Source organism: Pseudomonas sp. No.21 (assembly GCF_054558415.1).
In genome coordinates this window covers 64,579-81,876 of record NZ_BAAJNO010000015.1, presented here as the reverse complement: position 1 = coordinate 81,876, position 17,298 = coordinate 64,579, and the positions used below count along the sequence as shown (strand labels likewise).

Here is a 17,298-nt window from a genome sequence, read left to right as displayed (position 1 = left end):
TTTGTGAGTCGAGTCACACCCCTGTTTGTGGCCGACCTGTATATCGCACCCGCGATAAAAGGAATTTGACCTGATTAAGGTGGTGATCCATGAAGCAGTTCCCACGCCTCGCCTTGGCGTCCTCGATCCTGGCCCTGCTGCTGGCGGGCTGTGATTCCTCCAGCGATTCCATCGCCGAGGTGAACGGCAAGCCGGTCACCCAGGCGCAATTCGATGCCTTCCTCGCATTCAAGCGGGTACCGGCGCAGAACACCCAGTGGGTCAGCCGCGAGCTGGACGAGTACCTGGAGCGCGAGGGCCTGGCCGGGCAGATCGAGGCCCAGGGCCTGCTGCCCGCCGACCAGGTGGAGACCGAGGTGGCCGAGTTCCGCAAGCAGATGCTGATCAGCCGCTATTTCGAGGAGTTCCTCCGCGAGCGGGTGACCGACGAGGCGGTGCGCAACTTCTACGCCACCAACCCCGACCAGTTCCAGGCGCGCAAGGTGCACGTCGCCCACATCCTCCTGCGCACCAACCCCGGCATGAGCGAGAACGAGCGCCAGGCCCTGCTGAGCAAGGCCCAGGAAGTGCAATCGCGCATCAACGCCGGCGAGGACTTCACCGCGCTGGCCGCCACCTTCTCCGAGGACCAGCTGTCCGCCAAGCAGGGCGGCGACCTGGGCTGGCTGCAGGAAGGCGCCATCGACCCGGCCTTCAGCGGCAAGGTATTCGCCATGAAGCCGGGCGAGGTGTCCGAGCCGGTGGTGACGCCCTTCGGCTTCCACGTGATCAAGGTGATCGAGGGGCCGCAGGTGGTGAAGCAGCCGTTCGAAGCGGTCAGCGGCGACATCCGTTATCGCCTGCGCCAGGAAGCCAAGCAGGCCGAGCTGGAGCGCCTCAAGGCAGCGGCTAAGATCGACCGCAAGACGCCGCCGGCCGCGGCCGAGGGCACCGCCGCCAAGGAAGGCGAAGACCGTGCCGCGGGTTGAGTGGACGCTGGGCTGCCTGCTGGCGGCGGCGCTGCTGGCCGGCTGCCGTGACGACGACGGCGCCGACGCCCTGGCGCAGGTGCCGGTCGAGCCTTCGGCGACCCTGGTCACGGTGGACGACAGCCCCATCACCCGGGCCCAGCTGGAACTGACCGTCGAGCGCACGCTGGGCGAGTCGGCGCCGCTGTTCGCCAACGACGAGGTGGAACGCAAGATCCTCGACAGCCTGGTGGCCAGTCGCGCCATGGCCCTGCTGGCCGAGCGCGAGCTGGACGCCGGCGAGCGCGCCCAGCTGGACCTCAAGGCCCAGGCCTACCGCGAGGAACTGCTGGTGCGCCACTACCTGGAGCAGCATGCCACGCCGGAACCGGTGACCAGCGAGCAGGTGGCCGACTACTACCAGCGCCACCCCGAGGAATTCGGCGGCGGCGTGGAGAAGAGCTTCGAGATCATCGCCAGCGACCAGGCGCTGGAAGAGCCCCAGCGTGCCGAGCTCATCGCACTGCTCAGCGGCGCCGAGGCCAAGGGTCGCGACTGGCAGAAGCAGGTGGCCGCCTGGCGCGCCGCCGGCAAGCCCCTGGAGTACCGCAGCAACCGCATCAAGCCCGAACTGCTGGAGCAGCCGCTGCGCGGCCTGGTGGAGTCCACCGAGGCGGGCAGCATCGCGCCGCTCTACGTGGACGGCCAGTTGCTGCTGGTGCGGGTGACGGGCGAGGAGCGCCTGCCGGCCAGGCCGCTTTCCGAAGTCAGTGGCGAGATACGCGAGAAACTGGCGCCGCAGGCCCTCAAGCAGGCGGTGAAGAGCCTGAGCGAAGAGGCGACGCGCCAGGTGAAGGTGCAATACAGCTCGCGCTAGACGAGCCGATTGCAAAGGGCCGGCCGATAGGTGCCGGCAAAGGGAAACGGCAGGGCAGCCTGTACAACAGTGGACGGACGAACTATGGGGATGCTGGGGGGGCAGGGCAAGCGGTGCCGGTTGCTGGCGGGGCTGGCATGGCTCCTTTTGACCAGTGGCGGCCTGGCGCAGGCGGCCGAGTCCTGTCGCGCCCTGTTCACCGGCGGCCTGCAGACCCATGGCGCCGGTGGCGTCGTCTTCCAGTGGGGCGGCACGCTGCAGAACAACCCCAGCCAACTGATCGACACCCCCCGTGTGCAGAACCCCTGGGGCGCGCCCAGCTGCGGCAGCCGCGACTGCCAGGCCAGCGGCATGGCGGCCGCCGACTTCGCCGGCCTGACACTGCCCGAGATCAAGGGCGAGCATGACCTGAGCCTGGGTTACCTGGGCGTGGGCGAGGCGGGTGGCGGCGATCTCAACCGCTACCGCACCATCAGCGTCGATGGCGGCGCGACCCTGTCCTTCAACGCCCGCCACCAGGCCTACTACATCCAGCGCCTGAGCATCGGCTATGGCGCCAAGGTCACCCTGGCCCCTGGGCGCTACTGGATCGGCCAGCTGGACATGGCCTCCAGCAGCCAACTGCTCATCGCCGGCGGCAACGCACGGGTGGTGGTCGGCTCGTCGCTGAACCTGCCCTACCAGGCCAGCCTCAATGGCGAAGGCAGCGCCGAAGCGTTGCAGCTCTTCGTGCGCGGCAACCTGAGCCTGGAGTCGTCCGCCACCGTCGGCGCCCTGGCCTATGTGGAAGGGGACTACCGCGGGGCCTTCGCCTCGCGCCTGCGTGGCGGCCTCAACGCCCGCAATGCCGTGGTGGATACCGCCGCGCGCATCGAAACGCGCATGGACGCCATCGCCACCCTGGGCTGGAACACCCAATGCAGCGAGCGCCGCGACCTGGATGGCGACGGCGTGCTCGACCTGTTCGACGCGGAAACCGATGGCGACGGCCATGACGACGAGACCGAGCGCCTGGCGGGCAGCGACCCGCGCAACGCCCAGAGCGTGCCCCAGGTGGCGCCGCCCACTCCCCAGCCGAGCCAGTGCACCGCGGCCTTCGCCAAGGGCCTGCAGAGCCACGCCGCCGGTGGCCGCATCAGCTTCGGCCTCAACGCCCAGTTGCGTGACGGCGTCTCCGCCTACCTGCCGGCCAGCCGGGTCGACAGCAGCTTCGCCTCCCTGGCCCGCAGTTGCGGCACCCAGGATTGCCAGCCCAGCTACACGCCTGCGCCCGTTCCGCAACTGCCGGCCTTCCTCAAGACCGGCTCCAGCTTCAGCCAGGACCTGGGCTACGGCGCCACGCAGGTGATGGACGGCAGCCGCACCGAGTGGCGCCGGCTGAATGTCGCCGGCATGGCCACCGCGCGTTTCACCAAGCCGGGCGCCTACCGCCTGCGGGAAGTGGAAGTGGGCTACCGCGGCACCCTGGAACTGTCCGCCGGCGACTACTGGATCGAGAAGCTGACACTGGCCAGCGAGGCGCGCATCGTTCCGCGTGGCGCCGGCACCGTGCGACTGCACGTGGCGCAGAACCTCGAGCTGCCCTGGCAGGCGCGCTTCAACGCCGAGGCTTCCGGCCAGGCCCGCGACCCCTCGCAGCTGCTGGTGCTGGCCGAGGGCAACGTGGTGCTGGGCTCCAACACCACGGTGTCCGGCTTCGTCTACGCCCGGGGCAACCTGACCCAGCAGTACGCGTCCCAGCTCACCGGCGGTGCCGTGGCAGCGAACCTGAGTCTGGAAACCCAGGCCCAGGCGCGCCAGGACCTGGCCGCGCTGGGCAAGCTGGACTTCGGCCTGCTGTGCGACCTGGACGGCGACGGCATCGGCGACAACCTCGACCCGGATCGCGACGGCGACGGCATCTCCAACGATTACGAGATCCAGCTCGGCTACAACCCGGACGACAAGAACAGCACGCCGCCGGACCTGGACAAGGACGGCATCCCGGACGCCCTGGACGATGACCGTGACGGCGACGGCGTGGCCAATGCCCAGGACGCCTTCCCGGACGATCCCAAGGAAAGCCGCGACCTGGACGGCGACGGCATCGGCGACAACGCCGACACCGACCGCGACGGCGACGGCGTTTCCAACGACATCGAGATCCAGCTGGGCTTCGACCCCAACGACAAGGCCAGCACGCCGCCGGACCTGGACAAGGACGGCATCCCCGATGCGCTCGATGACGACCGCGACGGTGATGGCGTGCCCAACGCCCAGGACGCCTTCCCGGACGATCCCAAGGAGAACCGTGACCTGGACGGCGACGGCATCGGCGACAACGCCGACACCGATCGCGACGGCGACGGCATCTCCAACGACTACGAGACCCAGCTGGGCTTCGACCCCAACGACAAGGCCAGCACCCCGCCGGACAGCGACCGCGACGGCATCCCCGACGCGCTGGACTACGACCGCGATGGCGACGGCGTGGAGAACGACAAGGACGCCTTCCCGGACGACCCCAGGGAAAGCCGCGACCTCGATGGCGACGGCATCGGCGACAACGCCGACCCGGATCGCGACGGCGACGGGATTTCCAACGACTACGAGACCCAGCTGGGCTTCGACCCCAACGATAAGGCCAGTACCCCGCCGGACCTGGACAGCGACGGCATCCCGGATGCGCTGGACGACGACCGTGACGGCGACGGCGTGGTCAATGCCCAGGACGCGTTCCCGGACGATCCCAAGGAAAGCCGTGACCTCGACGGTGACGGCATCGGCGACAACGCCGACCCGGACCGCGATGGCGATGGCATCTCCAACGACTACGAAATCCAGGTCGGCACCGACCCGGACGACAAGGCCAGCGTGCCGCCGGACCTGGACAAGGACGGCATTCCCGATGCACTGGATGATGATCGTGACGGCGATGGGGTGTTGAACCCCGACGACGCCTTCCCGGACGATCCGAAGGAAAGCCGCGACCTCGACGGCGACGGCATCGGCGACAACGCCGACACCGACCGCGACGGCGACGGCATCTCCAACGACTACGAAATCCAGGTCGGCACCGACCCGGACGACAAGGCCAGCACGCCGCCGGACCTGGACAAGGACGGCATTCCGGACGCGCTGGACGATGACCGCGACGGTGACGGCGTACCCAACGCCGACGACGCCTTCCCGGACGACCCCAAGGAAAGCCGCGACCTGGACGGCGACGGCATCGGCGACAACGCCGACACCGATCGTGATGGCGACGGCATCTCCAACGACTATGAAACCCAGGTCGGTACCGACCCGGACGACAAGGCCAGCACGCCGCCGGACCTGGACAAGGACGGCATTCCGGACTCGCTGGACGATGACCGCGATGGTGACGGCGTGGCCAATGCCCAGGACGCCTTCCCGGACGACCCCAAGGAGAGCCGCGATCTGGACGGCGACGGCATCGGCGACAACGCCGACACCGATCGCGACGGCGACGGGATTTCCAACGACTACGAAACCCAGGTCGGCACCGACCCGGACGACAAGGCCAGCGTACCGCCGGACCTGGACCGCGACGGCATTCCCGATGCACTGGATGATGATCGTGACGGCGATGGGGTGTTGAACCCTGACGACGCTTTCCCGGACGACCCCAAGGAGAGCCGCGATCTGGACGGCGACGGCATCGGCGACAACGCCGACACCGATCGCGACGGCGACGGCATCTCCAACGACTACGAGACCCAGCTGGGCTTCGACCCCAACGATAAGGCCAGCGTGCCGCCGGACCTGGACAAGGACGGCATCCCGGACGCCCTGGACGACGACCGTGACGGCGATGGCGTGCCCAACGCCGATGACGCGCTGCCCGATGATCCGACCGAGACCCGTGACATGGACGGCGACGGCATCGGCGACAACGCCGACCCGGACCGTGACGGCGACGGCATCGCCAACGACATCGAGATCCAGCTGGGCTTCGACCCCAACGACAAGAACAGCACGCCGCCGGACCTGGACAAGGACGGCATCCCCGATGCGCTGGACGACGACCGCGATGGCGATGGCGTGCCCAACGCCCAGGACGCGTTCCCGGACGACCCCAAGGAAAGCCGTGACCTCGACGGCGACGGCATCGGTGACAACGCCGACACCGACCGCGACGGCGACGGCATTTCCAACGACTACGAAACCCAGGTCGGCACCGACCCGGACGACAAGGCCAGCGTGCCGCCGGACCTGGACAAGGACGGCATCCCCGACGCGCTGGACGACGACCGTGACGGTGATGGCGTGCCCAATGCCCAGGACGCCTTCCCGGACGATCCCAAGGAAAGCCGTGACCTGGACGGCGACGGCATCGGTGACAACGCCGACCCGGACCGCGACGGCGACGGGATTTCCAACGACTACGAGACCCAGGTCGGCACCGACCCGGACGACAAGGCCAGCACCCCGTCGGACCTCGACAAGGACGGCATCCCGGATGCGCTGGATGATGACCGCGACGGCGATGGCGTGCCCAACGCCCAGGACGTGTTCCCGGACGACCCCACGGAAAGCAGCGACCTCGACGGCGACAAGATCGGCGACAACGCGGATACCGACCGCGACGGCGACGGCATTTCCAACGACTACGAAACCCAACTGGGCTTCGACCCGAACGACAAGAACAGCACGCCGCCGGACCTGGACAAGGACGGCATCCCCGATGCGCTCGATGACGACCGCGACGGCGACGGCGTACCCAACGCCCAGGACGCCTTCCCGGACGATCCCAAGGAGAGCCGTGACCTCGACGGCGACGGCATCGGCGACAACGCCGACCCGGACCGCGACGGCGACGGCGTCAGTAACGACGACGAAGTGGCGGCCGGCACCAACCCGAACGACCCCACCAGCTTCCCGGATCGCCAGCCGCCGGTCGTGGCCATCGAAGGGCCCGAGGTCATCAGCGTCAACGAGGACAGCGTCACCCTGCGCGGCAGCGCCAGTGACAGCGCCTCGGGCATGGCGCGCCTGGAGTTCGCCTCCGACCGCTTCCCCGGCACCCGCTTCGCCGTCACCCTGCAAGGCAGCCAGTGGACCGCCAGCGTACCGGTGCTCGAAGGCACCAACCGGCTGACCCTGACCGCCTTCGACAAGGCCGGCAACCAGGCGAGCCTGGTACGGACGGTCGAACGCCAGCCGCTGGCCAGCGATATCGCCCTGACGGTGGATTACCCGCTGCCGGGCGCCACGGTGAAGGACGCCAGCCTGGTGGTGCGCGGCCAACTGCGCAGCGACAAGGCCGCCCAGCGCATGGAAGTCCTGGTCAATGGCCAGCCCGCCAGCCTGTCGGCCACCGGCCAGGTGACCCTGTTCGCCTTCCAGTCGGCCCCCATCACCCTGCAGGCGGGCCCCAATACCCTGACGCTCCAGGCGTGGGTGGACCAGCGCAGCATCCAGCGCAGCATCGTGGTGACCTACCAGCCGCCCCAGGCCAGCTTCAAGCCGCCGCGCTTCGACAACCTGTCGCCCGCCAACGGCAGCCTGCTGCCGGGCAATGGCTTCATGCTCGGCGGCCAGGTGTTCGCCGAGGCGGGCCTGGAACGCATCAGCGTCGCCGGGCGCAACCTGGTCCTGCGCGAGCCGGGCGCCCAGCTGTACGACCTGCGCGAGGCGCTGAACGTACCGGTGGGGCAGAACAGCTACTCCGTCGAGCTGCTGGCCCGCGATCGCAGCGGCCAGGAAACCCGCCAGACCCTCAGCTGGACGCTAGACCAGGAGCCGCCGCAGATCACCCTCGACCAGGCCCTGGTGGAGCTGCCGGCGAAGAACCGCGTCAGCGAGCAGCCCTATCCGCTCAAGGGCACCCTGCGCGAGGCCAACCTGTCGAGCTTCCAGATCAACGGCACCGACGTGACCCTGGAGCCTGGTGGCCAGGCGGGTGAGTTCCGCTTCGCCAGCCGTATCGCACTGCCCATCGGCCAGCCCGTGAGCGTGACCCTGGACGCCCGCGACCAGGCCGGCAACCAGCTGCGCCGCGAGTACAGCCTGGAGCTCTCGGCCCAGGCGGCGATCAGCTGGGTCATCCCCACCGAAGGCACCGAACTGCTCAACCTGGGCGAGCCGGTGTCCCTGCAGGTGGCTGCGCGCATCGAGGACCTCAGTGGCCTGCTGGCGCCTCGGGCCATGCTGCTGGCGGCCAATGGCGATGTGATCGCCGATGCCCCGCTGACCGGCGACACCACGCTCAAGAGCGCCACCCTGCAGATTCCGCCGCAGAGCGGCCAATACCAGTTGCTGGCGGTGCTCCAGGGCGGCAATGGCCAGGTGGTCGCGCAGAGCGCGCGGTCCATCTCCCTGGTCACCCCGCAGCAGGTGCCGGTGGCCCTGGAGCGTGTCGAGCCGGCGAACAACGCGCGCTTCGTCGAGCCCAACGGCTTCATCAGCCTCTACTTCAACCAGGCCATCGACCTGGCCAAGCTGGAGATCAAGGTCCACGAGACCGCCCACGGCATGTCCTACGTCGACCTCGACGGGCTGGGCACCAATGCGCTCAAGGCCCAGGGCTACCAGCTGGTGCGGGTCGACCGCGACCACCAGGCCGTGGTCGGCGCGCTCTCCGAGCTGCCGGGCAGCCAGGTGATCGCCTTCTATCCGGAGAAGGACCTGGCCTATGACGCCGAGGTGTCGGTTGAAGTGCGCTACGACGGCCAGGAGCTGGAGCGCCTGCGCTACCGCACCCGGCCGCTGCCGACCTTCATCTCCGGCGTGGTGCTGGACCAGCTGCAGGAGCCGGTGGCGAACATCGAAGTGCGCCTGGAAGAGCTGAACCGCAGCGTGCGCACCAACCGTGACGGCGCCTTCAACTTCGGCTTTGGCGACACTGCCGAGCAGACCATCCCCGGTGGCCAGTACCGGCTGCTGCTCAACCCGGGCTCGGGCAACCGTGGCTACGGCGCCGACAGCCGCAGCGTCACGGTCCAGGGTGGCCAGCGCAACGACTTCGGCCAGATGCAGCTGGCGCAGCTCAACACCACGCTGCCCTACGTGCCGGTGAAGGGCGGCAGCCAGCTGAGCCTGCTGGAGGGCGAGTTCAAGCTCGACCTCGGCGGCGCACGCCTGCTGTTCCCCGATGGCCGCCAGGAAGGCGACCTGCATGCGCAGATGCTGCAGTTCAGCGAGCTGCCGTACCCGGTCGAGCCGCTGGCCATGCCCTACTGGATGTACGCGCTGCAGCCCGCCGGGGTGAGCGTGCAAGGCACGCTCAGCGTCGACCTCGCTGCCCTGCGCCTGGGCAACACCCTCGACTACCTGCCGCCGGACGGCTCCTACGTGGTGATGGTGGGGCTGGACCGTGAGGCCGCGCGCATCGTCCCGGTGGGCGTCGGCGTGATCGGCAACGGCCGCATCCGCAGCCAGGGCGTGCTGGCCCAGGACAACCTCGATCTCTTCGGCTTCGCCCTGGCCGGCCTCGAAGCGCAACCCGCGCTCAAGGCATACGCCAACGGCGAGCTCAACCTGCGCCAGCTGCAGGCCGAACTCTATCGCTTGAACAAGGGCCGCTGAGGCGGCCAAGGGAATCTCTGACAGATGGATATGTTGGTCATGCCTTCCGAATCGAAACGCCGCAGCCGCGCATGGCTGGGCCTGGCGCTGGGTGCACTGCTGGCCGGCTGGACGGCCACGGCCCAGGCGTTCTTCGGCTTCGGGCTGATCCCCGGTATCTACATCCCCCAGACCTACTACAAGTTCGGGGCCGTCTACACCCGCGCCATCGTGCTCAGCCCCAACGGCAAGCCCATCTGGGTGGAATACGGCAGCGATGGCAAGGAAGCCCGCGAGATCGGCGAAGCCACCGGGCCGCTGGAGCAGGCCCAGGTGATGTCCGGCGATATCTATCGCGCCTACCTGCAGCGCCTCAAGGACGCCCGCGAACGTTATCCACAGAGCGAAGTGATGACCGCCGCCACCTATCGGGGCACGTCCTTCAAGACGGTGGATGGCAAGGCCATCGACAAGCCCAGCCTGAGCCCGAGCAGCCTGACCGTGCTGGTGCGGGGCGAGAAGGAACGCTTCAGCACCAAGGGCGATGAACTGCTGCTGTTGCAGATGCCCATCGACAGCAACGTCACGCCGTCTTCCAGCAGCAAGGCGCTGCTGCTGTCCAAGGAAGGGCAGATCCTCCACCAGGGCAGCAACAGCATCGGCTTTCGCGCGGGCTTCTTCGGCAAGGACGGCAAGGTCGACGACAAGAACACCCGCGACCGCGACGCCAAGATCTACGGCCCGCTACCGGGCGTGGGCGTCACCCTGGGCAGCCACGTCACCGGCGGCTATGCCCTGACGGACGACGACGGCAAGTACAGGATGAACTACTTCCTGCCGCCTTGCCCCGGGTTCTTCTTCGAGTACACCACCCCGGCCTACCTGGAGCTCTACTACAAGCGCTTCAACCCCCGGGGCAGCTCCAACATGCCCTACTACCTGACCCGGCCGGACTACGACACCTGCAACGGCATGGGCCTGTGGAGCCTGGACGCCGCGATGGTCGTCCTCACCGCCGCGACACCCATGAAGCAGGCGATGGACTTCCCCATCGACCTGATGGTGCTGGACGGTTCGGCGCAGTTCGGTGGCGGTGTGAAGCTTGGCGACAAGACCGCCTACAGCGACAAGACCGGCAAGCGTGACAACTATCTCCAGGAGAAGTACGACTTCGATGGCGATGGCAAACCAGACTGGGTGGTGCCCGGCAAGAAGGTGACCAAGGAGGTCGAGGGCAAGCAGAAGGAGGTCTTCGTCAAGACCTCTCTGAAAGAAGCCGAGCTACAGGGGATCTATATCTCCAGCCGCTTCGATGCGGTCCCGGAGAATACCGAGAAGACGGGCCCCGACTTCACTCGTTTGATCGACGTCGCCCCCGACATGGAGAACCGTGGCCTGCTGGAAAGCATCAGCAAGGACGACCTGAAGGACACGGACATCTACGTGTTCCGCGAATCCAACGGCCAGCTCGTGGCCGAGCGGCGCGGGCTGCACGAGGACGAGCTGTACAAGAACTACTCCGGCGTCGACGAGAAGTCCGGCAGCTTCCGCTACACCATCCAGCTGCGTGGCTCGAAGGAGAACAATTACGCGATCGTCGGCCGCACCGGCGAGGCGGCCTTCAGCAAGTGGCAGAGCGCCGGCGGCTTCAAGGAGGAATTCCAGAAGCGCGCGGCCAACCACCTCAAGGCTGGCGAGACGGTGCGCATCATCGCCATCAACCGGCCGACCGGATACATGGGCAGCACCAAGGTTCAGCTGCAGTCGGCTATAGCCAGTGGCAACCTGCTGAATTTCGCTAGTCAGCGCATCGAACTCTCTCCGCCAAACCTGAAGGTCTGGGCCGAGCGCAAGACCAAGATCGAAAAGGGCATTACCAAAGGGAAGGAACAGAAGAACCTGATCGGCAACGAGGGAGCGGGTCTGGGCAGCGACATCAGCATTGCCATTTATACCGATTGGCGAGATATCGATGGGGGTGCCCTGCCGGAAGAGTTGGCCGATTACGGTTTTACCGGGCGGATGGCCAAGATAGTCGCGGCGAACCAATTGGCGCCGGTTGGAGCCAACAACCTGTCCCAATTCAAGATCAAGCCTGGGCAACAGGTTCAAATCATCCAGCTACCGGAAAAGGTTCTGGCAAAACAACATCTCTATCTTCAGGTAACCGGGCAGCCGGAGAACCGTAATCCCGATTTCTCATCCAAGGGGCAAGCGAGCGGAATTCTCAAATACCGACCGACTCACTACGTACCGGTCCGTGTGCCGTTGCACGATGAGGAAGGCAGCGAGTTGTCTCGCCAAGCGTGGCGCAAGGCGAAGAAAGAACAGCCAGAAGCCGATCTGAAACAGCCGGAGCCCATTTACAACTGGAGCTACAGGCCGGAACTCCAGTTCAGCCTCTACGACCTCAACGTCGAATCGATCCGACGCCAGACCTACCAGAATGTCGAGGTAGATGTTCTGTCCAAGGAAAACCCCGTTATCACGAGCAGTGATAACTACGTGAAGATTCTGTATGACCTGCTGCAGTCCAATCTTGAGCAGTTGGGCACTTGGGAAACGGAGCGTGGCAGGGAGTTGGTACTCGCCTTCGGCGAACAAGAGATCAAAGCGAAGATTGGTGAGGATAAAACCATCACCTTCGACAACATCGCCCACTTGGGAAAACTTGATCCTGATGACTTCCTGAATTTGCGTCTTTTCGCGAACCACGACTCAGGGAACGTGTTGTGGAAATGGGCATTCGAGTATTTCAAGATCGATACCCAGATGGCAGATATCGATGCATCGGCAGCCGAGAAGATATTTGTCAGTGCGGATGACCCGCAAATCGATCTACAGGCGATTCTCGTGGGGTACGCGAATCGTGAGGAAGAAAAGAAAACACCATTGACCGCCAATTGGTCGGTTGAAGGAGATGGTTTCCTTTCTACCTATCGGGAAGGCGGAAACCTTACCGGCACCTTCTTCAACACACTGCGCATGTCCCCCGGAGCAGGAGCCAAGGCCGTGGTGAAAGCCCGCCTTGGTGATGATGAGGAAACGACTGCCCGACTCACGACCGTTGAGGTTGTGCCGGGAGCGCCCAAGACCGTATTCGTTGACCTGGAAGGAACGGTTTCGCAGCTGGGGATTGGCGCTCTGAACGTCAAGGTCACGGCTTATGACAAGAACTTCAACCGCGTGGGAGATGAGACGGGGGTCGACTTCTCGGTCGATGGTGACTCGACACTCACATCCAACAGCTCCTACACCCTGGGTGGGTCGGCGACAACTCAGATCAAGGGTGGCATAGAGCCTGGCACCTACAACCTGAAGGTAAGGGTCGGTGCGATAACGGTCGAAAAGACGTTCGAGGTTCATCCGCTGAAGCTCGAATTCGCCAATGTGCCTCCCAAGGCAACGTTGAACTCGACGGTCAATTTCTCGATCAAGGCCACTGATATCCAGAACGTACCCGCCACGGGTGTGGCGATCAGTGTTTTCACCAACGCGGGTTTTTTCAACAAGGCGAGCCTGATCACTGGAGGAGATGGTATCGCGCAGGCCCAGTTCTTTACCGGCTTTGATGCGACTACGGCGGAAATCTACGCCCGTACCGGTTTTACGCCTTCGCAGAAACAGATGATCGTGATCGCGCCACCGCCTCCCCAGCCGGGGGTAGGTGGCGGTGTCAATGTGAAGCGCAACCTGATCCTCGGGGAGGCAGTCGCTACCGATAAGGTGGAGATCGATCGGGGGGACGGCGTCGTACTGCGCATGCCTTATCGCAAGAGTGGGCAGATCGATTTGACCGGGACGAAAAACGAAACAGTCAGCGTGGAACTGGGCTCCATCACTGACCCGAACCGTCAGCCGCTCATTGCGCTCATGATGTTGGACATCGATACGGAGGCTGTCACGCAGCCGGATGGCGACATCATCTTCAAGCAATATGCCATCGATTCTCTGGGGCTTCGTCGTCCCGATGCAGAGAATATCGAGCTGAGTAGCGACGGCCCCTACGCCGGTGAAGGGGGCAGTTACTCCTTCAAAGAAGACAGCGTCATCAGGGCCCCTGGTGATCCGAAGCTGAACCCAGGGGCTATCGGTGTTCGGTTTGACGTTCGTCTGGAAAAACATGGCGTTCTGTTGCGGCACGGCCCGCTCGAGATCAGTTCTTCCAGTTCCGGGCTGCAGGCCCAGCTGACGATAGACGGACGAACCGAGGTAGTGACCGGCCCGGCGCTGGAGATCGGTGCGTGGAGCTCGGTCGGGGTGCAGTTCAAGGATGGGCAGCTCTCCCTGGCAGTCAACAATCAGTTGGCGGGCACTCGATTGATCAGTGGTGCTCCGGTCTATGGCATGAGCCGCCTGACCATCGGCGGCTTTGTGGGCCTGATGCGAGCTTTCAAGTGGTATGACAGTTCAAGCCGACCACTCCTGACGTTCGAGGACGGGCAGACGAAAGCGGATGTGCGAATGCCCGAGCAGGGTTCGTCGGTTCTGACCTATGTAAGTACCGACGAATTCAACAAGGCACAGTCTGGTTCGAATCAATCTATAAACCGGGTAGTCGTGCAGTTTGGGGCGCAGCTGCAGTACGTGAACGTCATGGGTGTGGAGGCCTATAAAGAGCTTTCACTCAACTACCTGAATACAGCCTATCAAGGTAGTGAGGTTCCGCCCATCGACTACGACGCGATGGCGATGAACCTCAATGGAACCTCTTCCGGGAATTTCTTCATCCCGGCGGCGTATGCATTCAGTCTGACGGATGTAGTGGACTCTGCTGTAGATGGGCTGATCTTCTTGGGCAATATGGCGTTTCCATTTGAGGATATAAAAATCGTCTATGACCAGATCAATTATTACATCGCCAAGGATTGGGCGAACTTCAGTGTCGAGACGCTTGCGTTTGCCAGCCTGAACGTCATTACGGGGCTTCCAATCGGCCCAACGAGACTGCTGAAACCTGTCGTCAAAGTGCTGCAGCTGTTCTACAAGTACTTGGGTAAGCGCCCCAAGGCGATCAAAGCAATGATCAGTGTCATGGAGGACCTCATTATCAAGGCCAAATCAGGAAAGTTTGATAGGGTCACCGCACTGGTGCCCTATTTCCTGACCGTGGCCGAGCTGATGAGGATGGATACGGATTCCATCACCTACATGGTCAATAGCATTGACGGCCTCGATGACATTCTTGCGTGGGTGGACTATCTCAGTTTGCCTGCAGAAGGTTGGGAGGGTACGGGTGCGCCTCCAGAAGTGGAACTATTTGGGTGGATGCCTCTGCCAGACAGCACCCAGCCTTATGCGCAGCTGATGCCTTATGAGCAGGTATCTCCTGTCAACATAAGTTTCTTCCAGATGGCTTACGCCGCGGCGCCAAAGATCAAGCCGAAGCGCTTGCCCGGCGAGGCGTTGTCACCCGTCATGAAGCAGATCAAGGAGGCGCTTGGCGACGATCCGAAGCCCTTGGTCGAAATGATGAAGACTGTCAGCAAGGTCATGCGTGAAGGCGGCGCTCCCGCATTGCGTAAATTTGTCTTCGACAAGCAATTCTTCATGGGGGCTCTGACTTTAGGGCAGCGTGGTAGTCAGAATGCCCTGCGCAATATTGTGAGGGGGTTCAAGGGCATGCGTGTGCACCCCATGTTGCTATTGGCATCCATCGCCTATATCGAGGAAGAGGCTGCCAAGGGGAAACTGGTCGGCAAGAAGGCGCTGGTGGAGAAGATTCGGGGCAAATACGTAATGAGCTTGGCCAGTTTGTCGGGTTATGAGTCTCTGATGGAGGAAAATCCTGCACTGGACGTAATGACGCCTATCGGCATGCATAACGGTGCTCAGGGCGCAACGTTCCAGATTCTGGTGACAGCCTACTATTTGGCAACGGATCAGCTAGTGGATATAGAAGTTCCGAGGATCGTCAGGCTGTTCACCAACAAGAAAAACCAGGATGCAAACAAGGAAGTATTCCGAGCGTTACGCTACGTTGACATCATGACCAAGGATGAGGGTTGGGTGGAGCTGAAGTCATTAAGGCGCTCTTACAAGGATCCGCGCGATCTGCTGTATACGAAAGCGTTGGATCTATGGAATATAACCAGCGATAAGTCCTATTCAGGAAATGGTGAGCTGACAGATCAAGAACTGAAGCCAACAACCAAGTACCATAAGCAGTTCAGTCTTGACCGTATTGCAAAGAACATTGGGGCCATCACCACCAAGGGCGACGGAGGGAAACGTGTCGATATTGGCTCGGTGAAGTGGTGGTTCCATGAGTTTGATGTTCCTGCTCGTAAGTCGACCAGTGGTAGCCGGGAGCAGAGCCCTGAAATAGATAACGGGGCTGGTGGGATTCCTGACCGTTTGATGACCTACCCCATGCCAGGTGGCAATAAGGCCCTGAAGTATAGCTATGGCAAAAAATGGCAGCCGAGTACAAGCGGTGGTGTTGTAGCGTCTTTCGATGCCAAGAACCTTGTTTTTGATGCGCTCAAGCGTGCAGCTGCCTTACCCAAAGGCGTAAAAGATGCCGCAGAGTTCGATATAAAAGATGATTGAGAGTAGGACCACGTATGAACCGTGAAGAGCTTTGGGCCCGACTTGAACGTGCCGATTATTTTGATTGGTGCAGCGCAGGTGAAGTTGAGCGGCTGCGGGCGCTCTATTTCGACGGCGTTGTAGAGGAAGACGCGCCCGATTTTCTAAAAGTCAGAGAGCTTTTTTGGCATCCGGAGCAGAGTCAGGCTCGGTGGTTTTCGATCTTGGAGCAGCGCAAGCGGTTTCGAGATGATGATGGCAACGAGCATGTATCCGAATCGCTGGGCAAGGAGTACACGCAGGCGTGCCTCGATACCCTTTTGCTGACTGATTTCCTGTATGTGGGGTTGGCCATCGAGCAGCAGCTCGAGTTGCTTGAATTCTTGGAATTTGAAAAAAATTGCAGTCTTCGTGGTGCTTATTTCGAAGCATGGATTAGCGGCGTACTGGCGTGGTTGAAATCTCAAAACCGGGAAGCTTGGGATGCTGCCTGTTTTGATGAGAGTAAATTCGCCTCGTCTTGGGGCTTCTTCTATAGATTTATTGGAAAGTCTCCTTTGGTGCTGCAAGGCAAGCGAATAGGCTTTGCTGAGCAAGTGGGCGTGTGGAGCGGCTCTTTTTCGCAGCATTTTTTAAGCTCTATGAAAGAGCTGATGCTTATGGCTGACAAGGGGAAGTTCCCTCGCCGACCTGATATCAATATTGAAACCCGTGCCCGTTTCCTGAGTGACTTCAAGAACGATCTAGAAACAGGCAGCGCTCCTAAGTTGCTGCTCGACATCTGGGCCTTGGTCAAGAACTGAAATGGCTACTCCTTACTTCATAAGCATCAGTGGCAACGCAACGTCGGACCGTTATCCGATCATTCTTGCGCTACTGGAACAGGCGGCTGCAGGGATGGAGCTCCAGCAGCTGGAAAGTGCTTTCGCCGGGCTGGATGAATACGCCTTGGAATGCTTCCAGCCCCTTGCCAAGTACGCTCTCTTCTTCAGCTCCTTCAGGAGAGCTGCGGTTGCGGATGGACGTTTCACCTGGGCCTGGGAGATGGAGGCGCATGGCGACACCTTCCTGGAAGACATGCTCCAGTTGCTCGATGTGGTAGGGCTTGAGGATCTCGAGGGAGAATCACAGGGGGATGAAGAGGTCTATCGTTGCAATGTCACAGACGAGGCCATCGAGTGTGAGTATCACGAGCTGATCGAATAGGCTCCGCACACCCAGTCTTACAGTTGGCTTGTAGCCTGTGCAGGCGCGCCATTCGTCGCGCCATCTCCCGGCATCGGAACCACCCCACATTCCTCGCTTTCCCGCCCATTCCCGGGCACTTCATCTGTGATTTAATTGCACCGTGCCATCGCTCCCCGCCCGGGGGGCGGTGGCTCTCTAGGCTTTGGCAGGCCGGGACTCCGCCTGCTGTCCGTCGGCCTCCAACGC

At 63.0% G+C, this 17,298-nt stretch carries 6 protein-coding genes; all 6 read left to right on the top strand.

What is annotated here, in order from left to right; translation table 11 throughout:
• Positions 1–89: 89 nt before the first annotated feature.
• The 6 genes from ACYJSS_RS26355 (at position 90) to ACYJSS_RS26330 (ending at position 17,070) form a co-directional block, all read left to right on the top strand.
• Entirely contained in the window at positions 90–968 is an 879-nt protein-coding gene (locus ACYJSS_RS26355; protein WP_111261382.1) for a peptidylprolyl isomerase, read from the top strand.
• Positions 955–1,824 carry a peptidyl-prolyl cis-trans isomerase gene (locus tag ACYJSS_RS26350; RefSeq protein WP_236205926.1) on the top strand — a complete coding sequence of 290 codons (870 nt, stop codon included), beginning with the start codon at positions 955–957 and terminating at the stop codon, positions 1,822–1,824. Before ACYJSS_RS26355 ends, ACYJSS_RS26350 begins: the two co-directional genes overlap by 14 nt.
• A gap of 147 nt (positions 1,825–1,971) precedes the next feature.
• The gene (locus ACYJSS_RS26345) at positions 1,972–9,354 is read left to right on the top strand and encodes a thrombospondin type 3 repeat-containing protein (protein ID WP_236205925.1); all 7,383 of its coding nucleotides are present in this window, start codon (positions 1,972–1,974) and stop codon (positions 9,352–9,354) included.
• 24 nt (positions 9,355–9,378) lie between these two features.
• Complete coding sequence (locus ACYJSS_RS26340) at positions 9,379–15,885, top strand: COG1470 family protein (protein WP_236205924.1); 6,507 nt, start codon at positions 9,379–9,381, stop codon at positions 15,883–15,885.
• A 14-nt stretch (positions 15,886–15,899) separates the two neighbouring features.
• On the top strand, positions 15,900–16,667 hold the full coding sequence (locus tag ACYJSS_RS26335) for a hypothetical protein (RefSeq protein ID WP_111261378.1): 768 nt from the start codon (positions 15,900–15,902) through the stop codon (positions 16,665–16,667).
• A 1-nt stretch (position 16,668) separates the two neighbouring features.
• A complete protein-coding gene (locus ACYJSS_RS26330; protein WP_111261377.1) occupies positions 16,669–17,070 on the top strand; it encodes a hypothetical protein in 402 nt (133 codons plus the stop codon).
• Positions 17,071–17,298: the final 228 nt, after the last annotated feature.

Coding starts and splice junctions, on each gene's coding strand:
- ACYJSS_RS26355 (WP_111261382.1), top strand. CDS start 90: ATGAAGCAGTTCCCACGCCTCGCCTTGGCGTCCTCGATCCTGGCCCTG.
- ACYJSS_RS26340 (WP_236205924.1), top strand. CDS start 9,379: ATGGATATGTTGGTCATGCCTTCCGAATCGAAACGCCGCAGCCGCGCA.
- ACYJSS_RS26335 (WP_111261378.1), top strand. CDS start 15,900: ATGAACCGTGAAGAGCTTTGGGCCCGACTTGAACGTGCCGATTATTTT.
- ACYJSS_RS26330 (WP_111261377.1), top strand. CDS start 16,669: ATGGCTACTCCTTACTTCATAAGCATCAGTGGCAACGCAACGTCGGAC.